Here is a 23854-nt window from a genome sequence, read left to right as displayed (position 1 = left end):
ACCTTAGAGATATCAAATGAATAACACCGTGTCCCATACCGTCATGTCCAAGACCGATGCGCAGCTGCGCGAGATCCTCGCACGCCGCATCATGATTCTCGACGGCGCCATGGGCACCATCATCCAGCAGTACAAACTGGACGAGACCGCCTATCGCGGCGGCCCGAACGGCAAGTTCATTGATTTCGCTGCGCCCGCAGATTCCGGGGCGCGCGAGCTGTTCGTCAAGGGTAACAACGAGCTGCTGACGCTGACCCAGCCGCACGTGATTCAAGAGATCCACGAGCGCTATCTGGCCGGCGGCGCCGATATCATCGAGACCAACACCTTCGGCGCCACCTGGATTGCGCAGGACGACTACCACATGGGCCATCTGGCCTACGAGATGAACGTGGAATCGGCCAGGCTGGCGCGCAACGCCACCGCCAAGTACAGCAGCGCCGACAAGCCGCGCTTCGTCGCCGGCGCGCTTGGCCCGACGCCAAAGACCGCCTCGATCTCGCCGGACGTGAACGATCCGGGCGCGCGCAACATCACCTTCGACCAGCTGGTGGACGCTTACTACGAACAGACCAAAGGCCTGATCGACGGCGGCGTTGACCTGCTGCTGGTGGAAACCATCTTCGACACGCTGAACTGCAAGGCCGCACTGTTCGCCATCGACAAATACTACGAAGACCATCCAGCACAGGAACGCCTGCCGCTGATGATCTCCGGCACCGTGACCGACGCCTCCGGTCGCATCCTGTCCGGCCAGACCGTGCCGGCCTTCTGGAACTCGGTGCGCCACGCCAAGCCGCTGACCATCGGCCTGAATTGCGCACTGGGCGCGGCGCTGATGCGTCCCTACGCCGAAGAGCTGTCGCAAATCGCCGATACCTTCGTCTGCATTTACCCGAACGCCGGCCTGCCTAACCCAATGAGCGACACCGGCTTCGACGAACTGCCGGCCGACACCTCGGCCCTGCTGAAGGAATTCGCCGAAGCGGGCTTCATCAACGTCGCTGGCGGCTGCTGCGGCACCACGCCGGACCACATCCATGCCATCGGCGAAATCCTGTCGACCGTGCAGCCGCGCGCCGTGCCGCACGTGCCGGTAGCACAGCGCCTGTCGGGCCTGGAGCCGTTCACCATCGACGACGACTCGCTGTTCGTCAACGTCGGCGAGCGCACCAACGTGACCGGCTCCAAAGCCTTCGCGCGCATGATCCTGAACGAGCAGTACGACGAAGCCCTGAGCGTGGCGCGCCAGCAGGTAGAGAACGGCGCGCAGGTCATCGACATCAATATGGACGAAGCGATGCTGGACTCGCTGGCCGCCATGACCCGCTTCCTCAACCTGATCGCCTCCGAACCGGACATTTCGCGCGTGCCAATCATGATCGACTCGTCCAAATGGTCGGTGATTGAAGCTGGCCTGAAATGCGTGCAGGGCAAATCCATCGTCAACTCCATCTCGATGAAGGAAGGCGAGGAAGAATTCATCCGCCAGGCCAAGCTGTGCCGCGCTTACGGCGCCGCCGTCATCGTCATGGCCTTCGATGAGAAGGGCCAGGCCGATACGTTCGAACGCAAGATCGAAATCTGTGCCCGCGCCTACAAGGTGCTGACCGAGCAAGTAGGCTTCCCGCCGGAAGACATCATCTTCGACCCGAACATTTTCGCGGTCGCTACCGGTATCGAAGAGCACAACAACTACGCGGTGGACTTCATCAACGCCACCCGCTGGATCAAAGACAATCTGCCGCACGCGAAAATTTCGGGCGGCGTGTCCAACGTCTCGTTCTCGTTCCGCGGCAATGACCCGGCGCGTGAAGCGATCCACACCGTCTTCCTGTACCACGCCATCAAGGCTGGTATGACCATGGGCATCGTCAACGCCGGTATGGTCGGCGTCTACGACGACCTGCCAGCCGAACTGCGCGAGCGCGTGGAAGACGTGGTGCTGAACCGCCGCGACGACGCCACCGAACGCATGATCGAAATCGCCGGCACGCTGAAAGCCGGCGCCGGCAAGCAGGACGCCACCAATCTGGAATGGCGCAATGCACCGGTCGAAAAACGCCTGGCGCACGCGCTGGTGCACGGCATCACCCAGTTCATCACGGACGACACCGAAGAAATGCGCGCCGGCGTGGCAGCCAAGGGCGGCCGTCCGATCCACGTGATCGAAGGCCCGCTGATGGATGGCATGAACATCGTCGGCGATCTGTTCGGCCAGGGCAAAATGTTCTTGCCGCAGGTGGTGAAATCGGCACGCGTGATGAAGCAGGCCGTGGCCCACCTGATCCCGTACATCGAAGAAGAAAAGCTGGCGGAAGAAAAGCGCACCGGCATCGTCGCCAAACCGAAGGGCAAGATCGTCATCGCCACCGTCAAGGGCGACGTGCACGACATCGGCAAGAACATCGTCTCGGTGGTCCTGCAATGCAATAACTTCGAAGTGGTGAACATGGGCGTGATGGTGCCTGCGTCTGAAATTTTGGCGCGCGCCAAGGTGGAAAATGCCGACATCATCGGCCTGTCCGGCCTGATCACGCCGTCGCTGGAAGAGATGGCCCACGTGGCCAAGGAAATGCAGCGCGACGAGCACTTCCGCATGCTGAAGATCCCGCTGCTGATCGGCGGCGCCACCACCAGCCGCGCCCACACGGCAGTGAAGATCGCCCACAACTACGACGGTCCTGTGGTGTACGTGCCGGATGCATCGCGTTCAGTCTCGGTGGCGCAGTCGCTGCTGACGCCGGAATCGCGCGAGCAGTACATCTCCGATCTGGAACAAGATTACGAACGCATCCGCGAACAGCACGCCAACAAGAAAGCGCTGCCAATACTGTCGCTGGCCGATGCGCGCGCCAACAAGATGAAGCTGGAGTTTGCGCCGGTGAAGCCGAAGTTCATCGGCCGCCGCGAATTCAAGAACGTCGACCTCGGCACGATTGCCAAGTACATCGACTGGGGTCCGTTCTTCCAGACCTGGGACCTGGCTGGCCCCTTCCCTGCCATCCTGACCGATGAAGTGGTGGGCGAAGCCGCCAGCAAGGTATTCGAAGAAGGCCAGGCTATGCTGAAGAAGCTGGTCGACGGCCGCTGGCTGACCGCCAACGGCGTGATCTCGCTGCTGCCGGCCAACAGCGTCAACGACGACGATATCGAGATCTACACCGACGATACGCGCAGCACCGTGGACTTCACCTACTATGGCCTGCGCCAGCAAGGCGTGAAGCCGTTGGTGGATGGCGTGCAGCGTCCCAACCAGTGCCTGTCCGACTTCATCGCACCGAAGGACAGCGGCATCAAGGATTACATCGGCATGTTCGCCGTCACTGCCGGCCTCGGCATCGAGCGCCACGAGCAGCGTTTTGAAGACGCGCACGACGACTATTCGTCGATCATGCTGAAATCGCTGGCCGACCGCTTGGCCGAAGCATTTGCCGAGTACCTGCACGAGCGCGTGCGTACCGACCTGTGGGGCTATGCGACCGACGAGAAGCTCAGCAACGAAGAACTGATTGGCGAGAAATACCTTGGCATCCGCCCAGCGCCAGGCTACCCGGCCTGCCCAGAGCACACCGTCAAGCGCGAGATGTTCAACACCATGCAGGCCGAAGACATCGGCATGGTGCTGACCGATTCCTACGCCATGTATCCAGGCGCGGCCGTGTCGGGCTTCTACTTTGCGCACCCGGAGTCCAAGTACTTCGTGGTCGGCAAAATCGGTAACGATCAGGTGGACGATATGGTCAAGCGCCGTGGTGTCGCCAAGGAAGACGTGGAGCGCTGGCTGGCGCCCAACCTGTCGTAATCTACAGCGCGGCCATCACCACGGTGGCCGGCGTAGCGACCTCTGGCGCAGCAGGCGCCAGCAGCGTCGATTCCGGCGGCAGGCTGGCCTGAAACAGCTGCAAAGCCTGCGTGGTCAATGCCACAAAGGCGTTCTGGTGGGTGGCCAGCTGGTCCATCATCCACGCCCAGCCTTCATCGGTTTCACACAGCCACACCATGCCATCGGGGAAGCGGTCGGGAATGGCCGCCAGCGGCGCCTTCACCACGATGCGGCTTTGCGGCCCCCACAGGAAATCCGGCGGCAACTCGCGCTGCCAGCCAAAGCCATTCTTTTCAGCGTAGGTATGATTGTGGCGGAAAGTCAGGTCCACCACCTCGCGCTCGCCGACCACATCGTCAGCCGACTCGATCCAGCAGTGATAGGCGCCGCCGGCCGGATTGGCAAAGGCGGTATTGTCCATCATGCGCATCAGCTGGCCGTTGCCGCAGTCGACAGCCGCCAGGCCCGCCACCGGCCGGAATACCCGGTCTAGCACGATGCTGATCAGGTTGGACCCGACAATGGCGTACACGTGGCACAGTGAACAATAGTGTTCAGGATAGTTCTGGCGAATAACCTGATTTACGCACTGCGCCAGCAGGGATCTGACGGAATACGCCATTGCAACACTCACGAAACTGTTTGTATCCTTATGTATCGGATTGTTTCGTGGAAACTTTAGGCTGGATTACAGGGCGTAGCGCACCACGTTGTCGCTCCATTCGAACGCGGCCATTTCCAGCTCTACCAGTTCGTCGGTGGACATGGCGAGGTCGCGCAGGGTAGGCACGATCTGGCCGTCCATGTCCTCGATGCGCTCGATGCATTCGACCAGCTTGAGCAGGTCGCCGAAGAAGCCGCTACGGTCCAGCAGCGCGTCGCGCACCTCGTCGCTGACCGGGATTTGTTCCAGGATCTCCGACATGGAAATGCCGAACAGCGTATCCATCAGCGACATGATGCCGACCGTGAAGGCGATGTCGGCTGAATCGCGCTGCTTCGGCCGCAGCTTGCCAGCCAACAGCTCCAGCAGGCGGCCACGCGTCGTGGCCAGCATCAGCAGCGGCGTCATGCTGTGGCCGCGCTTGCTCGGTTCGGCGTACAGCATGATTTGCAGCCAGCGCTGCAGCTGACGGCGGCCGAGGATGGTCACGGCCTGGCTCAGCGAATCAATGCGCTGGCGCGCGCCGACAGCCGGCGTGTTCACCAGGCGCAGCAGGTTCAGCGCCAGCGACACGTCGCGCTTGATGGCGCGTTCGATTTCATTGTTTTCCGCGTCCGAGGTCACCAGGGTCATCAGCTCCATCACCGCCAATTGCGACGGCGACAGCTTCTTGCCGCTCATGATGACCGGCTTGGAGAAGTAATAGCCCTGGAAGTAATCGAAGCCGAGATCGAGGCAATTCTTGAATTCTTCGCGCGTTTCCACCTTTTCCGCCACCAGCTTTTTCTTCTCCTGGCGGAAGCGCGGCGCCAGCTTGGTCAGCGCCGACAGGGGGATGTTGCGCATGTCCATTTTGACGTAATCGACCAGCGGCAGCAGCGCCAGCACGTCCGGCGTCTCACCGGTGACGTCGTCCAGCGCAAAACTGAAACCGTGGCTAATCAGCTCGCGTATGCGGGCCAGCACGGCAGGCGTCGCCTCCATGCTGTTGGTGATCTCCAGCACCACCTTCTCACGCGGCAGGAAGGGGAAGATGTCGCTCATGATGACGCTGGCGTCCACATTGACGAAGCCCAGTGCATCGCCGATGGTTTTTTCCATGCCCAGCTGCGAAGCGTGGGCGATCACCGCCGCCGTGGCGGTCAAATCATTGGTGACATGCGCCGGCCCTACCGGAGCGTTGCGGAACAGCAACTCATAGCCAAACAGGCCCTGGTTACGGTCCAGAATAGGCTGGCGTCCCAGGTAGAATTCGCGCACGCGCAAGCTACGGGGCCCAGAATCATGTAGGGTGAGATCGATCATAAGCTTATTTTGACAGCAATGGGCTGCTGTGTCTTGCAAATTTATCTCAATCTACCGCTTGCGGGATCCCGTCTATAAATAGTTTCAGCTCACCCGGTTTGAAGGCAGTCCATTGCTCATTGGTAGTCAGTGGCTGGGTGACGATGATGGCGACGCGGTCATTGGGCGTGGTCACTTGCGCGAAGTCGACGCTCACATCTTCATCGGACAGCTTGGCCGTATCAAACGGGTGCTGGCGCACCAGATAGAACAGATTGGTTGAGCAATGGGCAAACAATTCGCCGCCCGAGGACAGCATCATGTTGAAGGTGCCATGGGTGGCAATCTCGTGCACTAGCGAACTCAGCACCGAACGCAGCTGGTCCAGCGGCGGGCGCTGCTCGCCAAAACGGGCGCGCAGCTGCTGCAGGATGTAGCAGAAGGCCAACTCGCTGTCGGTGGTGCCGACCGGGCGGAAGGCGCCGTTCAGCAGCGGTGCAAATTCCTTGAGGTCGCCATTGTGGGCAAACACCCAGTACTGTCCCCACAGCTCGCGCACAAACGGATGGCAATTCTCCAGCGCCACCTGGCCTTGGGTAGCCTTGCGGATGTGGGCAATAACGTTGGTGGATTTGATCGGGTAGCGCTTGATCAGCTCGGCGATTGGTGAGGCAATCGCGGCTTGGTGATCGACAAAGTGGCGCACGCCGGCGCCCTCGAAGAAGGCGATGCCCCAGCCGTCGTGGTGGGTATCGGTCTGGCCGCCACGCATGGCAAAGCCGGTAAAGCTGAACACAATGTCGGTCGGGACATTGCAGTTCATTCCTAGTAGTTGGCACATGGCGTGATTATAACCACGCCATGTGCTAACCGGCCCTTTTTATGCGATTAATGCAGAAGCACTGGCTGACTCATCAGCGCGTCGTAGCTGCCGAGGAATTCATCGATTTCCGCCATGGTCGGCTCGCCGGCGATCAGTTCGTTGACGTCGCGGCGGAAGTGCTGTGCCAGGATGCCGGCGATGAAGATTTCACGCTTGCCGCCCTTGTCGACGATTTCATAGCCACCAAAACGCAAGGCGTCCAGAGTCCGGTCGGCGCCGAATTCGACAACACTATATTGCTCGCTGTTGTAGATGAGGTTCATTTTGCTTCCTTTCACAAGGGGCGAAACACCTGAGGTTCCGCCTTCATGACCCAGTTGGGGTTGAAAACGGTCCATTTCAAGGTCTATCAGCGGGCGTGGGCTAGGCCGCGATGTCGTCTTGCAAATCCAGCAAGGTCCCGTAGGGCGCCTCGGACAGCCAGGAACGCAGCAGTTCCAGGTGCTCGGCGGAGGCCAGGCTGATGTAGAGCTGCGCGGGGGGACGGCGCAACACACGGTTTAATGTTACTCGCAAAATCAGATTACCGCTGCAATGGAGGCAGCCCGGAGCGATACGCAACACTTGCGGTGTGGTTTCAAAGCGATAGGGACCCTCGGCCGGGTCGAAGACAAGGGCCGAACCGCCGTCCGACAAGCCCTCCAGAATGATGACGCTGGCCCCCTCCGATGAGAGATGGGCCGCAATGGCCGCCTCGCGCGCGCCGGCGCGGGGGCCAGTGACCAGCCAGGTCGGGACCGGCGCACGGTCCGCAGCTTGGCCAGTCACGGACTCAGGCGTTCTTTTTGGCCAGTTTGCCCGGCTCCACGCCCAACTGCTTGAGCTTGCGGTACAAGTGGGTGCGCTCCAGCCCGGTTTTTTCCGCTACGCGGGTCATGCTGCCGCCTTCGCGGCCCAGGTGGTGTTCGAAGTACATGCGTTCAAAGGCGTCGCGCGCCTCACGCAGCGGCAGGTCGAACGACAGGTTGAACATGTGGTTGTCCGCACCGGCCACGGTGGCGCCGCCGCGCACTGCGATCTGCGCCGAAGCGACCGGCTGGGCGAAGCCCGGCGAGCTTACTTCTTCCGGCTGCGCCGTCGCGATCGGACGCGGCGCCAGTGCTGGCGCGCGCACGGTTTCCTGGGCACGGGTCAGACCAGCCTGCACGGCTTTCAACAGCTTTTGCAGGGCGATCGGTTTTTCCAGGAAATTCAGCGCGCCGATGCGGGTGGCCTCCACCGCCGTATCGATCGTGGCGTGGCCCGACATCATGATCACCGGCATGGTGAGCAAGCCGTCGCGTTGCCATTCCTTGAGCAGGGTGACGCCATCCGTATCCGGCATCCAGATATCGAGCAGCACCAGGTCCGGCGCACCTTGCGCACGCGCTTCACGCGCCTGCTGGGCGTTTTCGGCCAGCTGTATTGCATGTCCCTCGTCGCTCAAGATTTCCGAGAGCAACTCGCGGATACCCATTTCATCGTCAACCACCAGAATGTTTGCCATCTTCCCTTGTCCTCATTTCGCCATCTCTAGACAGCAATGATTTTTGTAATTCATAGCGCTTTAGCCATTTTGCGTCGCCGGAGCTAACTTTAACAGCAAAATCAGCACTGACGCGCCACTTCTATCGCCATGGTTCTGGATATCGATCCGTCCGCCATGTTCTTCGATAATTTTTTTCACCATCGGGAGGCCGAGGCCGGTGCCGCGCGCCTTCGACGTGACATACGGTTCAAACGCGCGCGCCAGGATTTTCGGCGCAAAACCCGGGCCGTTATCCGCGATCGCCAAGCGCACTGCGGTACGCGTGCTGCCGTCCGCGCCCTGATAATGAATGGCTTCGGTGATCACGTCAATGCGTGCTTGCGGTGCGTCGGCAGGCAGCTCGGCCATCGCGTCTTGCGCGTTCTGCAGCAGGTTGTGGATCACCTGGCGCAGCTGGGTCGGATCGCCCATCACGCGCGGCAGACCAGCGCCCAACTGCGGGTGAATAATGTCGTTTCCTTCACCGCTGATGTAGAGGTGCAGGATCTCGTCGATCAGCGCGTTCAGGTCGAGCGACTCCAGCACAGCTGGCGGGGTCTTGGCGTAGTCGCGGAAGTCGTCCACCATGCGCTTCATGGCCGCCACCTGGTTGACGATGGTGGCCGTGCCTTTGTTGAGCAGCTCGACATCGGCCGGCATCAGCTTGTCTTCCAGCTTCATCTGCATGCGCTCGGCCGATAGCTGGATCGGCGTCAGCGGATTTTTGATTTCGTGCGCCAGGCGGCGCGCCACTTCGCCCCAGGCGATCGAGCGCTGGGCCGAGATCACGTCGGAGATATCGTCGAACACCACCAGGTAGCCGCTACCGCCTTCAACTGGCAAGCGCGAACCGCGCGTCAGCAAAGTCAGGTCGTTACCTTCCACGCCGATGGCCTGGCGCGGCACTTCAATCTGGCGCTGCCAGTGCAGGCGCGTGACGTTGCGGCCGGCCGCCGACTGCGCGTTCTGCGCCGCAAACGCGGCCACAATGGCGCCGCCGAATTCCTGCAAGCCTTCGATCTCATCGAGCTTCTGGCCGATCATGGTAACGCCGGCCTGCTGCAGGATGCGCTCGACCGAATCATTGCAGCTGACCAGATGGAATTCATGGTCCAGCACCATCACGCCCGCCGACATATTGGCCAGCACCGACTCCAGGTGGGCCTTGGCGGTTTGCAGCGCTGAACGGTTGCGTTCAACCGCACTGCGGGCGTCCGACAGCTGGCGCGTCATGGTGTTGAAGGATTGGGTCAGCGTGCCTAGCTCGTCCGAAGTGGCGACGATAGGCCGCGGCGATAAGTCGCCCTCGGCCACCGCGCGCGTACCTTCGGCCAGCAGCAGCAGCGGCTGCGCCAGGTCGCTGGCGATCAGGAAGGCGCTGGCGATGGCGCCGAACACCGCCAGCAGCAGCGTCAGCGTCAGCGTCACGATGTACATTTTGCGCAGGCCGAGACGGGCGTCGAAGCGCTCCTTGTAATCAGCATAGGCGGCGCGGATGGTTTCGCCGTCGGCCGCCAGCTGGGCCGGCGCCAGTTGCAGCAGTTGCAGGTAGCGCGGCGCCAGGTGGGTGCCGTTCGGCTGCACGTGGTCGGGGATGGCGACCAGCACGCGCAGGCGCAGCTGGTTCACGGTTTCGGCCGGCAACGGCGCGTTGACCAGGTCGCTGTGCAGCTCGTTGCCGCCTTCCGGTGCGCCGTAGACATCGTCCTTGCGCACCTTGGCCATCATGTCGCGGGTCGGCAGGTCGGCGCTGAGGTTGCCGCTGCGGCTGGCGCGCGCGCTCACCACCAGCCCGCCCTCGGCGTCAACGATGATGGCGTTCTGCATGCCGGTCTGGCCCTTGACCAGCGCTGCCAGCGTGGCGCGCTCGGTGCCAAACGGACGGTCGGCCAGATCCTGCACAGTGCGATTGGCCACCACGGTCAGCTCGCCAACGGCGCGGTCGAGACCGGCGCGGCTGAGGTTGATGCCGGACTCCAGCGCCTCTTCCACCGGCACGTTGAACCAGGACTCAATCGAATGGGAAACGAACTGCACCGAGACCAGGAAGATCACCAGCCCCGGCAGCACGCCAATGGCGGCAAACAGCAGTACCAGCCGCGTCATCAGCTTGGAGCCGAACTTACCGGCCTTGAAGCGGGCGTACAGGCGGAACAGGGAGACCGCCACCAGCAGCAGCAGCGCACCGGCCACCGCCGCGTTCAGGCCCAGCAGCCAGCCGTAGTAGCGGTCGAAGAAGCCGGAATTATCGGAGGCCGAAGCCAGCAGGAACAGCAGGATACTGACAATGCCGCCGCCAACGACGAAAAAATACCGCAAGGCCGTCTTCACTTACTCGGCCCTGTACTGGAAGGACTTTTTATCGGACACCATGCGCCACTCGTTGTTGTTGAGGGCATTGACCTTGAGCGGCTTGGGCACGTAGTTGGGATCGAGGCCCATACTGAGTTTCACGTTGTAAGTTTCGCCCACCTTGAGCGCGCCGCGCGCGGCCACCAGCCAGCGATTCGGACGACGGATCAGGAATAGCGCATCTTCCAGCGAGGAGAAGCTCTGGTGCACGCTGCCGCTGACGGCGACGTTGTACTGGCGGGTCAGCACGTTGTACGACAGGCTGACGGTCTGGCGCGCAGTGATGGCTTTTTCATCGAACCAGTACCAGCGCGGGCGGGTAAATTCGATTTCGGTGTAGAAGTACAGGGTTTTGCCGTATTGCAGGGCATCTTCCATCTCGTGGCTCAGTTCAAAGCCATAAGTGGCCGAGAGGCGATAGCCGTCCTCGGTAGCCTCGACCACCGCGCGACGGATTTCCACGCCTTCGGCGGCATGCGACAGCTGCGGCAGCAAAGCCAGCAGCATCAGCAGGGATCCGATCAGAAGGCGAAAAAATCGTAAGGTCACGTGGGGGCCGGTACTCAAGAGGTTACGCATTTTTCTCAAACAGCGCGTAGAACAAACCATCGTGATCCTGCCCGGAGCCGCCGGCGGGGAGCAATTGACCGGGCGCATCCAGTCGGACAGCCTGGTTGCGTACTGCAAAAGCGGCCGCCTGCGCCTCGGATTCCTGCGGCCACAAGGAACATGTCACGAATAGCAATTTACCACCCGGTGCCAGCATCTGCCAAAGATTGTCGAGGATTTTGCCGGAAAGTGTTGCAAGTTGGAGCGCGTCGCCCTTGCGGCGCAGCCAGCGGATATCCGGGTGGCGGCGCACGATGCCGGAAGCGGTACACGGCACGTCGGCCAGAATACGGTCGAACTTTTCACCGTCCCACCAGTCGTTATGTTGGGCGTCGGCCGCCTTCAGTGCGGCTTGCAATTCCAGGCGTTCGAGATTTTCACCAACGCGGGCCAGGCGCTTGGCATCGGCATCCAGCGCGGTGACGTGGGCGTCGGCCAGTTCCAGGATGTGGCAAGTCTTGCCGCCCGGCGCGGCGCAGGCATCCAGCACGCGCATACCGTTTTGGACGTCCAGCAGCGGCGCGGCCAGCTGGGCGCCGGCGTCCTGCACCGAGACCAGGCCTTCATCGAAGCCCGGGATCAAATGTACGCCGACCGGCTTGGCCAGCCGCACGGCGTAGGGGCCGATCTGGGTTGCGGCCATGCCGGCCTCAGCCAGCTTGGCCAGGTATTGCTCGATGCTGGTCTTGCGGGCGTTGATGCGCAGGGTCAGCGGCGGCGCGGTGTTACCGGTTGCCAGCACGCCCTGCCAGTCTTGCGGCCAGGCGGTTTTAACCGCGTCGATCCACCATTGCGGATAGTTCCATTTTGCTACTGGTTGCAGCAGGACCGCGTCCAGCAGCGCCTTGCGCTCGCGCAGGAAGCGGCGCAGCACGGCGTTGACCATACCCTTGGCACGGGCGGTGTCCGGGTGGGCGTCGGCTGCCGTCACGGTCTGGTCGACGATGGTGAATTCTTCGTACGGCGGGGTGTCGTCCGGGGCCGTCATCAGCGCCAGTGCGCAGGATAGCAGCGCACCGACCAGCGCTTCCGGCGCTTTCGGCGCCATCAAGGAGATCAGAGCCTCGCTCTGGCCCAGCTGGCGCATGGCGCGGTAGGCGATATCCTGCATGGCGCCGCGCGCTTGCGGCGTGACGTCCGGCAGTTGGCCCCACACTTGTGCCAGCGCCTGCGGCAAATTGGTGCCATTCTTGACTTGGGCGATGGCATTGGCCGCGCCGATCAGGCTGTAGGCCAGCGAATCCTGCTTGAGATTAGTTTGGAAACCTGTCTGCAACGCTGGTTTCAGGTCGCGCGCATGGCTGGAGCGCATTTTCGGCGCAGCCGGCTTGGACTTGGCGGGCGACTTCAAAGAGAGCGTTGGACGCTTGTTCATATGTTAATTCCAGAATGGGTGACGGCTGTGATCGCGCAGTATACAGGAGAGCCTATGACAAGGCGATTACGACATATGTAAACACTTGTATCCGTACCGCTTGATTTGACACAAACGTAGGCGTGTTTTCAGGCGTAGTATCGGCACATGGATACCCAAATTAAATCCGAACCCACTACCAATCAAATCATTGATCGGGTAGTCACGCTGCAGGGGCAGGTGACAACGCTACAGGGGCAAATGACAACGCTGCAGGGGCAAGTGGGCACCTTCGGCGAAAGGTTGCACGACGTGGAGATTGATGTCGCGGTCATTAAGTCCAACTACTCGACGCGGGAAGATGTTGCCAATCTCGGCATCAAAATGCAGGAATCCATCGGCGCGCTGGACGTCAGGACAATGACCTTTTTCCGCGCGCAAGATGACAAAATCGCACAACTGGACGTGCGAATGGCGCAAATGGAAGCGCGGCTCATCCGGTGGTTTGTCGGCACCTCGATCACCCTCTCCGCCGTGGTTGCCACCATCGCCTTCTCGGCCGCAAAGTTTATACACTAAACAACATCCTGTTCACGACGCCGTTCGCCGGTCAACACAGTATAATTACCGCTGTTTGGCAGGCGTTGACGCGCCCGCCGTTTCCACTATCTGATGAATTTCTAAGCGCATGTTAGCCCAACAAAAACAAGACATTACCGCCCTGTTCCAGGCCGCCCTCGCCCCTATTCTCGCCGGCACCGAAGTGGTTGCCAACGTCGTGCTGGAACGACCACGCGACCCGTCGCACGGTGATGTGGCTTGTAACGTCGCCATGCAGCTGGCCAAGCAGCTGAAAATGAACCCGCGCGAACTGGCCACCAAGCTGGTCGACGCTCTGATGGCCGATCCGGCTCGCAACGGTCTGGTCGACAGCGCCGACATCGCCGGTCCGGGCTTCATCAACTTGCGCGTCAGCGCCGCCGCCAAGCAGTCGGTGGTCAAGAGCGTGCTGGCGCAAGGCGCCGCCTTTGGTGTTGCGAATGTTGGCAACGGCAAAAAAGTCATCATCGAATTCGTCTCGGCCAACCCGACCGGCCCACTGCACGTAGGCCACGGCCGCCAGGCAGCACTGGGCGACGCCCTGTCCTCGCTGTTCGTGTCGCAAGGCTACGACGTCACCCGCGAGTTCTACTACAACGACGCCGGCGTGCAAATCCAGACCTTGGCCAACTCGGTGCAAGCGCGCCTGCGTGGCCACAAGCCGGGCGACGCTGCGTGGCCGGAATCGGCCTACAACGGCGACTACATCGCCGACATCGCCGCCGACTTCACCGCCAAGAAAACCGTATCAGCATCGGACGGCGCACCAGCCACCGCCTCGGGCGATGTGGAAGACATCGAATCGATCCGCGCCTTCGCCGTGACCTACCTGCGCAATGAGCAGGACATCGACCTGCAAGCCTTCGGCGTCAAGTTCGACAACTACTACCTCGAGTCCTCGCTGTACTCGGACGGCAAAGTGGATGCCGCCGTCGACATGCTGAACAAATCCGGCAAGACCTACGAAGAAGAAGGCGCCCTGTGGCTGCGCACCGAGGACTACGGCGATGACAAGAACCGCGTGATGCGCAAGAAGGACGGCACCTACACCTACTTCGTGCCGGACGTGGCCTACCACATCGTCAAATTCCAGCGCGGCTTCCAGCAAGCGATTAACGTGCAGGGCTCCGACCACCACGGCACCATCGCCCGTGTGCGCGCCGGCCTGCAAGCGGTCAACGTCGGCATCCCGCAAGGCTTCCCGGACTACGTGCTGCACAAAATGGTCACCGTGATGAAAGGCGGCGAAGAGGTCAAGATCTCCAAGCGCGCCGGTTCCTACGTCACCGTGCGTGACCTGATCGAATGGTCGGGTGGCGGCGACATCACCAAGGGCCGCGACGCTGTGCGCTTCTTCCTGATCTCGCGTAAAGCCGACACCGAATTCGTGTTCGACGTCGACGTCGCGCTGAAAACCTCGGACGAGAACCCGGTCTATTACGTGCAGTACGCCCACGCGCGTATCTGCCGTATGCTGGAACAGTGGACCGGCGACGAAGCCACGCTGGCCAACGTCGACCTGTCGCCGCTGACCGCGCCGACCGAAGCCGCCCTGCTGGCGACCCTGGCAGCCTATCCAGAAACGCTGGCACGCGCGCAAACGGAACTGGGCCCGCACCAGATCGCGTTCTACCTGCGCGACCTGGCCGCCAACCTGCACAGCTTCTACTTCGCGGAGCGCGTGCTGGTCGACGACGAAGCACTGAAGGCCGCGCGTATCGCCCTGATGGTCGCGACCCGCCAAGTGCTGCGCAACGGTCTGGCGCTGATCGGCGTTTCGGCTCCTAACAAAATGTAATTGCGAAGGACATCCCGCACAATGAATTTCCGCTCCAGCTTTACACCTCGTTCGCAGCAGCAAGGCAACACCTTCATCGGCATCGTGATTGGCCTGGTTATCGGCCTCAGTATCGCTGTCGTCGTGGCGCTGATGATTACCAAGGGCTCGACGCCGTTCACGGACAAAGGCCATCCGAGCAAAGCAGCGGAACCAACGGCGGGACAGATCGCCGATCCTAACAAGCCAATGTACGGCAACAAGGAAGCAGCGCGCGAAGCAGCCAAGGACTTCTCGCGCGATACGCCAGCAGCACCGGCGGCTGCACCTGCCGCTCCGGCAGCACCAGTAAAACCAGCGGCCGATCAGCTGCAAGCGGTGGTCGACAAGATCCAGGCGACGCCGACCAAACCGGCAGCACCGGCCGCCGCGCCTAACGCCGCCAACGTCGCGCCGCAACCAGTGGCTAAAGCTGCTGCTGCCGCTGCCGATGCCGCAGCCGGCGATGACAAATTCACCTACTACCTGCAAGCCGGCGCCTTCCGCGAAGTGGCCGACGCCGAGAGCGCACGCGCCAAACTGGCCTTGCTGGGTTTTGAAGCCAATATCTCGGACCGTTCGACCGACGCCGGCGTGCTGCATCGTGTGCGTACCGGCCCTTATAACTCGGTCGAAGCCATGAACAAGGTCCGTGCCAAATTGTCCGAAAACGGCATCGACGTTGCCGTCATACGCAACCAAAAATAAGGAGTAACGATGCGTTTCCTGAAATTCGCCCTGACCGCAATGACCTTAAGCGCAGTTGCGCTGACCGCCGTGGCCTCCCCTGCCGATCCAAAGAACGGCGTGGAGTACAAAACGCTGGCCGCGCCGCAGCCTGTGGATACCGGCAAAAAAGTCGAGATCATCGAGTTCTTCGACTACGCCTGCCCGCACTGCGCCGCCTTCGACGAGTCGCTCAACGCGTGGGTGAAAAAACAGGGCGACAACATCGTCTTCAAGCGCATGCACATCTCGCGTCCGGGCACCGACCTGCCGCAAGAGAAAATGTACTTCACACTGGAAGCCATGGGCGTGCTGACGCCAGAACTGCACACCAAAGCTTTCAACGAAATCCACGTCAACCACAATCGCCTGAACCGCGACGAGCTGGTATTCGATTTCATTGCCAAGCAAGGCATCGACAAGCAGAAATTCATCGACACCTACCGCGGCTTCGGCGTGGCAGGCCGCGTGCGCAAATCGATCTCCATGATGGACGCCTACAACGTCGACTCATGGCCGCTGCTGGCCGTGGACGGCAAATACCTCACCTCACCGACGCTGGCTGATGCAGGCGTCAACGCCGCCAAGAATGAAGCGGAACTGCACGGCGAAGTGACGCAAGTGCTGGATGCGCTGGTCGTCAAAGCCAAGGCAGAGAAGAAGTAAGCATGGCGCCTTTGCGCGTCTTCATCACCGGTGCCTCCAGCGGCATCGGCGCCGCGCTGGCTCGCCAGTATGCGGCGCAAGGCGCCACGCTAGGTCTGCTGGCCCGGCGCGGCGACAGCCTCGCCGCCCTGATCGCCACACTCCCCAACGCAGCGCTGCATCGCGCCTACGCCGTCGATGTGCGCGATCACGCCGCCATCAACGACGCAGCGCAAGCCTTCCTCGCCTATGCGGGCGGCATCGATGTGGTGATCGCCAACGCCGGCATCTCGGTCGGCACGCTGACCGAGTATGCGGAAGACCTTCCCGTTTTCGCCGACATCATCGCTACCAATGTGGTGGCCACCGCCGCTACTTTCGCGCCCTTCATCGGCGCCATGCGCACGCAGCGCACGCCGGGACGATTGGTGGGCATCGGCAGCGTGGCCGGCATACGCGGCCTGCCCGGCGCGGAAGCCTACAGCGCCTCCAAGGCCGCCGTCATCAGCTACTGCGAATCGCTACGGCTGGAGATGAAGCCGCACGGCATCCGCGTGGTCACCATCTGCCCCGGCTACATCGATACGCCGATGACGCAACATAATCCGTACCCGATGCCGTTCCTGATGGCGCCCGAAAAATTCGCCGCTTCCGCAGCGAGTGCGATTGCCGCTGGCCGCAGCTACGCCGTCATCCCGTGGCAAATGGGCGTCGTCGCCAAGGTACTGCGCTTGCTGCCGAACTTCGTCTACGACTGGGCCTTCGGCAAGGCGCCGCACAAACCTCGCAAAACAGCACATGAGTAATCTCTCGGCATCCGCCATCAACGCGCACTGCGCCACCTCTGCCACTCACGTGGCGATTGAAGTCGTCGCCGAAACCGGCTCCACCAACGCAGACCTGCTGGCGCGCATAGGCAGCCTGAATGGCCCCACGCTGCGCATCGCTGAAAATCAAACCGCAGGCCGTGGCCGCGCCGGCCGTTCGTGGCTGTCCAAGCCCGGCGCCGCGCTGATGTTTTCGCTGGCGTGGCGCTTCAAAGGCCCGCTGCACAAAATGAGCGGCTTACCGATGGCGGTGGGCGTGGCGCTGGCCGAGACGATCGCTTCGCTGGGCGTGCCGGTACAAATCAAATGGCCCAACGACTTGCTGCGCGACGGCGCCAAGCTGGCCGGCATCCTGGTTGAAACGCAGAAGACCGACGACGCCATCTGGGCCGTCATCGGCTGCGGCATCAACCTGCTGATGCCGGACGAACTGGAAGCAGCCATCGGCCGCGAAGTGGCGAGCGCACCGTGGCTGGCACAAATGGACCGCAGCCAGCTGATGGCGGCGTTGCTTAGCCGCTCGGCCGCCGTACTGGAAGAATTCGACGACACCGGTTTTGCGCCGTTCACTGAACGCTGGAATGCACTACACGCCTGGCAGGGCAAGGACGTGGTCCTGCTGGACAACGGCGCCATATTGCAGCAAGGCCGCGCCGCCGGCGTCGACGCCATCGGCCGCCTGCTGCTGGATACGGACCAAGGCCGCGTTGAAGTTTTATCAGGCGACGTTTCGCTGCGCTTATCGGGAGCACCAACATGATTTTACTGATCGACGCTGGCAACACCCGCGTCAAATGGGCGCTGGCTGCGCCGGGCACGCCGTTGGGCGAGTGGACCACACACGGCGCCACCACCCATGCCGACACGCCACAACTGGAACTGGCCTGGTGCGAAGTCGCCGCCACGCATGGCGTCTCGCGTATCGTGATTGCCAACGTCGCCGGCAACGCGCTGCGCGTGCAGCTGGAGTATGTGCTGCAGCGCTGCCTGCCCGACATCGCGGTGGAATGGTTTGCCTCGTTGCCGGCGCTGGCCGGCGTGACCAACGGCTACCGCAATCCATCGCAGCTGGGCTGCGACCGTTTTGCCGCTGCCGTCGCCGGCCACGCACTGGCGCCGGGCGTGCGCGCCATTGTGGTCAACTGCGGCACCGCCACCACCATCGACGCCCTCACGCCGGACGGCTTGTTCCTCGGCGGGATGATCCTGCCGGGGCTTGGCCTGATGGCCAGCTCACTGGCGCGCAACACCGCGCAGTTGCCGCAGATCGCTCAAGACGGTAAGCTGCCGGATGGATTTGCGGACAACACCGACGACGCCATCCTGAGCGGCATCCTGGCCGCGCAGAGCGGCGCCATTGAACACGCCTGCGTCCAGCATCAAGCCGCCGAATGCATCATCTCCGGCGGCGCTGCTCCCTACATTGCGCCGATGCTGAAAGTACCGTACCGTATCGTCGAGAATATTGTGCTGATCGGATTACATGCTGCCGTGCGCAGCGCCGAATAAGAGGATAACCCTGTGCTGAAGTTTATTTTCTGGTCCCTGCTCGCCGTGAACGCTGCGCTGTTCGCGTATGGACGCGGCTATCTTGGCCACTTCAGCGGCAACGAGCACGAACCGGAGCGGCTGCTCAATCAACTGAACGCCGACAAACTGGCCATCATCTCGGCCGACAAAGCCAACGCCACCAGCGTGACCGCTGTCGCACCTGCATCGGCAGCGCCAGATGTGAAACCGGAGGCGTGTCTTGAAATCGCCAGCTTCGTGCTGGCCGATGCGCGCCATTTCGAAAGCCAACTGGAACCGCTGAAACTCGGCGACCGCCAGTCGCGCCACAACCTGCCGGGCAGCGAAGTATCGAGCTATATCGTTTATATTCCGCCGCAAGGCAGCAAGGAAGGCGCGGACAAAAAAGCGGGCGAACTGCGCGCGCTGGGGGTGACCAACTACTTCATCATGTCCGACAATTCGCCGCTACGCTGGGGCATTTCGCTGGGTGTATTCAAGACCGAAGGCGCGGCGCAGAACCAGCTGGCCGCGCTGATGAAACAAGGCGTGCGCACCGCACGCGTGGCGCCGCGCATGAGCGGCAGCAAACTGCTGGCCTACCAGTTCCGCGACGTCGATGCCGACCTCAAAATCAAACTGGAAAAAATCCGCGCCGGCTTCCCGAACACCGAAACCCACAGCTGCAAATAATCAGCATCCATTCCCAACTTCAGCACGACGCGGCTAGCCTGGTTTGTTCAGCCTTTTCTGTTCAATCGCGTTCGCCTGCCAAGTTCCTTGCAGCTTGGTGTCGGAGATTTCAGGCTTGTCTGGTCCGTGTTTGCGAGTCGCCAAAGCCACGATGTATGCGGCGTATGCTTGCGCAATAGACTTTTCCGTCGATGCAAATTTCTGCTTTTCGTCCATACCGCCCTCGCAAACGATCTAATTTTTAGAACAGTTTAGACAAGCCGACGAAAAATTGCAAATGAAAAATCAACTTGTAGTCGTGGCTTTAACCATGCACTTCGACAGCTTGTCGAAATACTTGAGGGCTTCTTGCGTCAGTTCGACCTGTTTGCGTCGCGTATCTTCTGTGTCGGTCAGCGTTAGCCAGCCTTTTTCTCGCATAGAAGTCAGGCGGCTGTGAACCGTGGCTGGTGCACCCAGTTCTTTTTTTCCCATCATGTCTCGAACCGACAGCCGTTCATCCTGCTGACCAGCGAGAGCCACAATACCAAGAATTCGTTCTTCCAGCGGGTCAAGCGCTTCCAGCGATGGCAGGCCACGCAAGGCGTCAGCCAACTGCAAGAAACGCATGTAAATGTCAGCAGGTCTTTTAGGAGATGTCATATTCGTTCAGCGCTTGGATTGCTACAAATTTTAGCACAGCATCTAACCTGGCCGCCGCTGCGGCATGGGCAGCAGGGACAGCAGCCATTTGGCTGTGTACAGAACAATCAGGGTGCCCAGCAAGTCGCCTGTCATCATTACCAAAAGACCCGGTAACAAGGCGCTATCGCCATGTAACGAGAACCATAGATGATGCAGGAGCGGGCTGGCGATTGAACAGCCCAGGGCACAAAGCAGCAAGCGCTGCGGCGTCAGATTCGTCAACGATGCCTGCAAGCCGTAGCGTGATTGCGCCGCCAGATAAACCAGATAAGGACCTATCGCACCAGCGATCGTGCCGGTGGTGGCACGCAAGGCATCGCCTGGGAAGTAATACCAGTAGCAGGCAAACCAGCCGGATATCAGCAGTCCAATCGCGCCTGCACGTCCGAACATCAAGGTACACAAAAGGCGCGTGCCAGCTGGAAGGTATATCCAGCCGATGCCTTGCAAGAATTCAGCACGTCGAAAGAACACTTCATTGGCGACCATCATCAGCCCATGCAGGACTATCGTGCCAAGGACCATGTACAGATTCAGGTTGGAAGGTGATGCCGGCCGGTTCATGATCAGCGCTGAACCACAATCGGCTTGAGGCCAAGCGACGACGGCAAGCCTTGCGCCGCCTGCTGCGCTTCCTGGCGCGAGGTGAACGGACCGCTGAACAGGCGGAACACCGAACCGCCCTGCACCACTTCCAATCCATTCAATTTGCTCGACAGCTTGGTACGCACCGACTCCGCATTGTCTGCGCGCGAGTAAGCGCCCAGTTGCAGATAGAAACCGCCGGGCGCACCGGACGTCGGCGCCGCATAACCGGCTGGCGCGCGGTCGGCCAGCATCAGCGTTTCGATATCCTGCGGCGGACCGTCGGGTGCAGCAGGACGTAGTACCAGCGGCTGGTCCTGCGTCAAACGGTCTTTCGGCGCAGGCGTAATGCGCGCCTTGCTGCTGCCCGATACGCCATCGCGCGAGGCCAGCATGCGGTCGATTTCTTCCGGCAGGATGCGTTCAATTTTCAGTTCATGGCTACCCTTGCCGAGCAAACCCAGTTTCAGCGCCGCAGTATAGGACACGTCGATGGCGCGGTTGGAGTGGAACGGGCCACGGTCGTTAATTCGCACCACCACTACCGCGCCACTGAGCATATTGGTCAAGCGCGCGTAAGATGGAATCGGCAGGATGGGATGCGCCGCCGTCATCTTGTACATGTCGTACAGTTCACCGGACGAAGTGCGCTGGCCATGGAATTTTTTACCGTACCAGCTGCCGACACCAATCTGCGTGTACGGCTTGTCGTCGGTAAGCGGCGTGTAGGTTTTGCCGAAGACGACGTAAGGACGGTTGGAGCGCGGGAGCAGCGGATCGTTGCGCACTTCCGCATCCGGCGTTTCGGCCAAATTCGGCGGCGGTGAATCGCCCGGACCGTCGTCCTGATAGTAGCCGCCGCGCCCTGAATTCGCAGGCGGCAGCACCGGCAGCGATGGATCAGGCTTGCCGGTGGACGGCGACTTGATCACCGGTCCGGAAGGCTGCACGGGACGAGGCGTACGGTCAGTCGCCACTGGCGCACTGCCGCAGCCGACCAAGGCCAGCGCCGCAGCCATTGCGGAAAAATTAAGAAGAGGATGACGTTGAAAGCGCATAAGGCGAGATAGTATCACCGATGACGCTGAACACTCATCAAGATACCGCCACCCAGACCGAGGGTCATCAGCGCCGTGCCGCCATAGCTCATGAACGGCAGCGGCACGCCCACCACCGGAACAATCCCGCTCACCATGCCCATGTTGACGAAGGCGTAGGTGAAGTAAATCATCGTCACGGAGCCGGCCAGCAAGCGTGTGAACAGCGTCGGTGCATTCATCGCAATCGCCATGCCGCGAGCAATCAGCAGCAGGTACAGCACCATCAGCACCAGGTTCCCGAGCAAGCCAAACTCCTCGGAGAACACGGCAAAGATAAAGTCGGTGGTGCGTTCGGGGATGAATTCAAGGTGGGCTTGCGTGCCGTGGGTCCAGCCCTTGCCGGTCACGCCGCCGGAGCCGATGGCGATCATCGACTGGATAATGTGGAAGCCTTTACCCAAAGGATCGTGATACGGGTCGATCAACGTCAGCACGCGATCGCGCTGGTAGTCGTGCATGACGGCCCACAACGCAGGCAAGGCCGCTGCCGCCAAACCGGCCAGCACGGCCAACGCGCGCCATGATAGACCGCCGAGGAAAATCACATACGCGCCGGCCGCCGTCACCAGTAGCGCGGTGCCAAGGTCCGGCTGACGCGCGATCAAGCCGGCCGGTATCGCCAGCAGCAGCGCCGCCATCGCGTAGGTCTGCCAGCGCACGTGTCCTTGCTCGCGTTGAAAGAACCACGCCAGCATCAGCGGCATGGCGATCTTCATTAATTCGGAAGGCTGGATTTGCGTGCCGATATACAGCCAGCGGCGCGAGCCGCCTTTGATCACGCCAAACAGCGCCACCGCCACCAGCAAGGCCACGCCCAGCGCATACGCCGGCACCGCCAACCGCATCATGGTCTGCGGTGGAATGTTCGCCACGAACCACATCACCATTACCGCCGCCGCAATATTGCGCAGTTGGTCCCACACCTTGCCGGGAATGGCGATGCCAGCCGAGTACAGCGTAATCAAGCCGACTGACAGCAGTGCGCCGATAATCAATGCCAGCGGCAGGTCGAACACCAGCACGTACGGACGCACGCGCTGCCACAGCGAGCGGCCGTCGGCGATGTGCATCAGGTCTGCACCAGCTTGCGGTGGCGCTGAATGCTCATCAAAATGCCGGCGCCCAGGCCCAGCGTCAGCAACGCGGTGCCGCCGTAGCTCATGAACGGCAGCGGCACGCCCACCACCGGCAAGATGCCGCTCACCATGCCCATGTTGACGAAGGCGTAGGTGAAGTAAATCATGGTGACAGCGCCAGCCAGCAGGCGCGTAAAGAAGTTGGGCGCATTCCCGGCGATGAACAGGCCGCGGCCGATCAGCATCAGGTATAGCACCATCAAAATCAGATTGCCGATCAGGCCAAACTCCTCCGAGTACACGGCAAAGATAAAGTCGGTGGTGCGCTCGGGGATGAATTCCAGGTGGGCCTGCGTGCCGTGGGTCCAGCCCTTGCCGGTCACGCCGCCCGAACCCACCGCGATGGTGGACTGGATGATGTGGAAGCCTTTGCCCAGCGGGTCGGTGGTCGGGTCGATCAGCGTCATCACGCGTTCGCGCTGGTAGTCGTGCAGCACCGACCACACTACCGGCAGCGCTGCAGCGCCGGCGGCAAACAAGCCAACCAGCGCCTTCCAGGACAGGCCAGCGAGGAAGATCACACAGAAACCGGCAGCAACCACCAGCAAGGCAGTGCCAAGGTCCGGCTGGCGCACGATCAGGCCCACAGGCACCACCAGCAGCACCGCCGCAATCGCGTAAGAATGCCACGTCAGGTGGCCGGCGCGGCTCTGGAAGAACCACGCCAGCATCAGCGGTGTGACGATCTTCATGAATTCAGACGGCTGGATGTCGGCCACGCCGATGTGCAGCCAGCGCCGTGCCCCCAGCTTGATGGTGCCAAATAGCGCCACGCACACCAGCAGGAACACGCCGAAGGCGTAAGCCGGCACGGCGATCCGCATCATCATCTGCGGCGAGATATTCGCCACCAGCCACATGACGAAGAAGCACAGGAAGATGTTACGTACCTGGTCTTCCATCTTGCCAGGAATGCCGATACTGGCCGAGTACAGCGTGACCAGGCTGACCATCAGCAGCATGATGATGATGATGGTCAGCGGGCCGTCGAACACGGTGAAGTAGGGTCGCATGCGACGCCACAGCGAACGTCTCTCGTGTATGCGCATGATGG

24 protein-coding genes are annotated in these 23854 nt (G+C 61.4%); 9 read left to right on the top strand and 15 right to left on the bottom strand.

The window, feature by feature from the left end; genetic code table 11:
• Positions 1 to 43: 43 nt before the first annotated feature.
• A complete protein-coding gene (gene metH / locus GTP46_RS02635; RefSeq protein WP_161005429.1) occupies positions 44 to 3805 on the top strand; it encodes a methionine synthase in 3762 nt (1253 codons plus the stop codon).
• A 1-nt stretch (position 3806) separates the two neighbouring features.
• On the opposite strand, the gene GTP46_RS02630 is transcribed toward metH, so the two are convergent.
• From GTP46_RS02630 to rsmB, 9 genes are all read right to left on the bottom strand, one after another.
• The gene (locus tag GTP46_RS02630) at positions 3807 to 4322 is read right to left on the bottom strand and encodes a hypothetical protein (RefSeq protein WP_161005075.1); all 516 of its coding nucleotides are present in this window, start codon (positions 4320 to 4322) and stop codon (positions 3807 to 3809) included.
• 192 nt (positions 4323 to 4514) lie between these two features.
• Positions 4515 to 5795, bottom strand: a complete 1281-nt coding sequence (locus tag GTP46_RS02625; protein ID WP_161005074.1) for an EAL and HDOD domain-containing protein — start codon at positions 5793 to 5795, stop codon at positions 4515 to 4517.
• Positions 5796 to 5841: 46 nt separating this feature from the next.
• Positions 5842 to 6615, bottom strand: coding sequence for a class II glutamine amidotransferase (locus GTP46_RS02620; protein WP_161005073.1), 774 nt, complete (start codon positions 6613 to 6615; stop codon positions 5842 to 5844).
• A 47-nt stretch (positions 6616 to 6662) separates the two neighbouring features.
• Positions 6663 to 6920, bottom strand: a complete 258-nt coding sequence (locus GTP46_RS02615) for a BTH_I0359 family protein (protein ID WP_161005072.1) — start codon at positions 6918 to 6920, stop codon at positions 6663 to 6665.
• Between the two features lie 100 nt (positions 6921 to 7020).
• Positions 7021 to 7425, bottom strand: a complete 405-nt coding sequence (locus tag GTP46_RS02610; RefSeq protein WP_161005071.1) for a GTPase — start codon at positions 7423 to 7425, stop codon at positions 7021 to 7023.
• 4 nt (positions 7426 to 7429) lie between these two features.
• A complete protein-coding gene (locus GTP46_RS02605) occupies positions 7430 to 8143 on the bottom strand; it encodes a response regulator (RefSeq protein ID WP_161005070.1) in 714 nt (237 codons plus the stop codon).
• A gap of 60 nt (positions 8144 to 8203) precedes the next feature.
• Positions 8204 to 10495, bottom strand: coding sequence for a sensor histidine kinase (locus tag GTP46_RS02600; protein WP_161005069.1), 2292 nt, complete (start codon positions 10493 to 10495; stop codon positions 8204 to 8206).
• The gene (locus tag GTP46_RS02595; protein ID WP_229258777.1) at positions 10496 to 11023 is read right to left on the bottom strand and encodes a DUF4390 domain-containing protein; all 528 of its coding nucleotides are present in this window, start codon (positions 11021 to 11023) and stop codon (positions 10496 to 10498) included.
• 64 nt (positions 11024 to 11087) lie between these two features.
• Entirely contained in the window at positions 11088 to 12500 is a 1413-nt protein-coding gene (gene rsmB, locus GTP46_RS02590; protein ID WP_161005067.1) for a 16S rRNA (cytosine(967)-C(5))-methyltransferase RsmB, read from the bottom strand.
• 147 nt (positions 12501 to 12647) lie between these two features.
• Between rsmB and GTP46_RS02585 the strand changes: the two genes are divergently transcribed.
• From GTP46_RS02585 to GTP46_RS02550, 8 genes are all read left to right on the top strand, one after another.
• Positions 12648 to 13058, top strand: coding sequence for a hypothetical protein (locus GTP46_RS02585; RefSeq protein ID WP_161005066.1), 411 nt, complete (start codon positions 12648 to 12650; stop codon positions 13056 to 13058).
• Positions 13059 to 13167: 109 nt separating this feature from the next.
• Positions 13168 to 14877, top strand: coding sequence for an arginine--tRNA ligase (gene argS, locus GTP46_RS02580; protein WP_161005065.1), 1710 nt, complete (start codon positions 13168 to 13170; stop codon positions 14875 to 14877).
• 21 nt (positions 14878 to 14898) lie between these two features.
• The gene (locus GTP46_RS02575) at positions 14899 to 15603 is read left to right on the top strand and encodes an SPOR domain-containing protein (protein WP_161005064.1); all 705 of its coding nucleotides are present in this window, start codon (positions 14899 to 14901) and stop codon (positions 15601 to 15603) included.
• A gap of 9 nt (positions 15604 to 15612) precedes the next feature.
• Entirely contained in the window at positions 15613 to 16287 is a 675-nt protein-coding gene (locus GTP46_RS02570) for a thiol:disulfide interchange protein DsbA/DsbL (protein WP_161005063.1), read from the top strand.
• 2 nt (positions 16288 to 16289) lie between these two features.
• Complete coding sequence (locus GTP46_RS02565; RefSeq protein WP_161005062.1) at positions 16290 to 17072, top strand: SDR family oxidoreductase; 783 nt, start codon at positions 16290 to 16292, stop codon at positions 17070 to 17072.
• Positions 17065 to 17853 (top strand): biotin--[acetyl-CoA-carboxylase] ligase, encoded by a 789-nt coding sequence (locus GTP46_RS02560; RefSeq protein WP_161005061.1) that lies wholly within the window; start codon positions 17065 to 17067, stop codon positions 17851 to 17853. Before GTP46_RS02565 ends, GTP46_RS02560 begins: the two co-directional genes overlap by 8 nt.
• Entirely contained in the window at positions 17850 to 18602 is a 753-nt protein-coding gene (locus GTP46_RS02555; RefSeq protein ID WP_161005060.1) for a type III pantothenate kinase, read from the top strand. The genes GTP46_RS02560 and GTP46_RS02555 overlap by 4 nt, the downstream gene beginning before the upstream one ends.
• Before the next feature lie 12 nt (positions 18603 to 18614).
• Complete coding sequence (locus GTP46_RS02550) at positions 18615 to 19295, top strand: SPOR domain-containing protein (RefSeq protein ID WP_161005059.1); 681 nt, start codon at positions 18615 to 18617, stop codon at positions 19293 to 19295.
• A 33-nt stretch (positions 19296 to 19328) separates the two neighbouring features.
• Here GTP46_RS02550 and GTP46_RS02545 read toward each other — a convergent pair whose 3' ends face one another.
• From GTP46_RS02545 to rodA (GTP46_RS02520), 6 genes are all read right to left on the bottom strand, one after another.
• Entirely contained in the window at positions 19329 to 19511 is a 183-nt protein-coding gene (locus GTP46_RS02545; protein ID WP_161005058.1) for a hypothetical protein, read from the bottom strand.
• Between the two features lie 69 nt (positions 19512 to 19580).
• Complete coding sequence (locus tag GTP46_RS02540; protein ID WP_161005057.1) at positions 19581 to 19937, bottom strand: winged helix-turn-helix domain-containing protein; 357 nt, start codon at positions 19935 to 19937, stop codon at positions 19581 to 19583.
• A 42-nt stretch (positions 19938 to 19979) separates the two neighbouring features.
• Positions 19980 to 20543 (bottom strand): hypothetical protein, encoded by a 564-nt coding sequence (locus tag GTP46_RS02535; protein ID WP_161005056.1) that lies wholly within the window; start codon positions 20541 to 20543, stop codon positions 19980 to 19982.
• Between the two features lie 2 nt (positions 20544 to 20545).
• Complete coding sequence (locus tag GTP46_RS02530) at positions 20546 to 21583, bottom strand: septal ring lytic transglycosylase RlpA family protein (RefSeq protein WP_229258776.1); 1038 nt, start codon at positions 21581 to 21583, stop codon at positions 20546 to 20548.
• A gap of 53 nt (positions 21584 to 21636) precedes the next feature.
• Positions 21637 to 22734 carry a rod shape-determining protein RodA gene (gene rodA / locus GTP46_RS02525; protein WP_161005054.1) on the bottom strand — a complete coding sequence of 366 codons (1098 nt, stop codon included), beginning with the start codon at positions 22732 to 22734 and terminating at the stop codon, positions 21637 to 21639.
• The gene (rodA, locus tag GTP46_RS02520) at positions 22734 to 23849 is read right to left on the bottom strand and encodes a rod shape-determining protein RodA (RefSeq protein ID WP_161005053.1); all 1116 of its coding nucleotides are present in this window, start codon (positions 23847 to 23849) and stop codon (positions 22734 to 22736) included. The genes rodA (GTP46_RS02525) and rodA (GTP46_RS02520) overlap by 1 nt, the downstream gene beginning before the upstream one ends.
• Positions 23850 to 23854 lie beyond the last annotated feature (5 nt).

Source organism: Duganella flavida (genome assembly GCF_009857445.1).
In the GTDB taxonomy this organism is placed as follows: domain Bacteria; phylum Pseudomonadota; class Gammaproteobacteria; order Burkholderiales; family Burkholderiaceae_D; genus Rugamonas; species Rugamonas flavida.
The sequence above is the reverse complement of the archived record's forward strand: the minus strand, read 5'-3'. Positions and strand labels throughout refer to the sequence as shown.

Excerpts from the sequence above, each read along its gene's own strand:
- metH (WP_161005429.1), top strand. The coding sequence starts at position 44 with ATGTCCAAGACCGATGCGCAGCTGCGCGAGATCCTCGCACGCCGCATC.
- GTP46_RS02625 (WP_161005074.1), bottom strand. The coding sequence starts at position 5,795 with ATGATCGATCTCACCCTACATGATTCTGGGCCCCGTAGCTTGCGCGTG.
- GTP46_RS02620 (WP_161005073.1), bottom strand. The coding sequence starts at position 6,615 with ATGTGCCAACTACTAGGAATGAACTGCAATGTCCCGACCGACATTGTG.
- GTP46_RS02615 (WP_161005072.1), bottom strand. The coding sequence starts at position 6,920 with ATGAACCTCATCTACAACAGCGAGCAATATAGTGTTGTCGAATTCGGC.
- GTP46_RS02605 (WP_161005070.1), bottom strand. The coding sequence starts at position 8,143 with ATGGCAAACATTCTGGTGGTTGACGATGAAATGGGTATCCGCGAGTTG.
- GTP46_RS02595 (WP_229258777.1), bottom strand. The coding sequence starts at position 11,023 with ATGCTGCTGGCTTTGCTGCCGCAGCTGTCGCATGCCGCCGAAGGCGTG.
- rsmB (WP_161005067.1), bottom strand. The coding sequence starts at position 12,500 with ATGAACAAGCGTCCAACGCTCTCTTTGAAGTCGCCCGCCAAGTCCAAG.
- GTP46_RS02585 (WP_161005066.1), top strand. The coding sequence starts at position 12,648 with ATGGATACCCAAATTAAATCCGAACCCACTACCAATCAAATCATTGAT.
- argS (WP_161005065.1), top strand. The coding sequence starts at position 13,168 with ATGTTAGCCCAACAAAAACAAGACATTACCGCCCTGTTCCAGGCCGCC.
- GTP46_RS02575 (WP_161005064.1), top strand. The coding sequence starts at position 14,899 with ATGAATTTCCGCTCCAGCTTTACACCTCGTTCGCAGCAGCAAGGCAAC.
- GTP46_RS02570 (WP_161005063.1), top strand. The coding sequence starts at position 15,613 with ATGCGTTTCCTGAAATTCGCCCTGACCGCAATGACCTTAAGCGCAGTT.
- GTP46_RS02565 (WP_161005062.1), top strand. The coding sequence starts at position 16,290 with ATGGCGCCTTTGCGCGTCTTCATCACCGGTGCCTCCAGCGGCATCGGC.
- GTP46_RS02560 (WP_161005061.1), top strand. The coding sequence starts at position 17,065 with ATGAGTAATCTCTCGGCATCCGCCATCAACGCGCACTGCGCCACCTCT.
- GTP46_RS02555 (WP_161005060.1), top strand. The coding sequence starts at position 17,850 with ATGATTTTACTGATCGACGCTGGCAACACCCGCGTCAAATGGGCGCTG.
- GTP46_RS02545 (WP_161005058.1), bottom strand. The coding sequence starts at position 19,511 with ATGGACGAAAAGCAGAAATTTGCATCGACGGAAAAGTCTATTGCGCAA.
- GTP46_RS02540 (WP_161005057.1), bottom strand. The coding sequence starts at position 19,937 with ATGACATCTCCTAAAAGACCTGCTGACATTTACATGCGTTTCTTGCAG.
- GTP46_RS02535 (WP_161005056.1), bottom strand. The coding sequence starts at position 20,543 with ATGAACCGGCCGGCATCACCTTCCAACCTGAATCTGTACATGGTCCTT.
- GTP46_RS02530 (WP_229258776.1), bottom strand. The coding sequence starts at position 21,583 with ATGGCTGCGGCGCTGGCCTTGGTCGGCTGCGGCAGTGCGCCAGTGGCG.
- rodA (WP_161005054.1), bottom strand. The coding sequence starts at position 22,734 with ATGCACATCGCCGACGGCCGCTCGCTGTGGCAGCGCGTGCGTCCGTAC.
- rodA (WP_161005053.1), bottom strand. The coding sequence starts at position 23,849 with ATGCGCATACACGAGAGACGTTCGCTGTGGCGTCGCATGCGACCCTAC.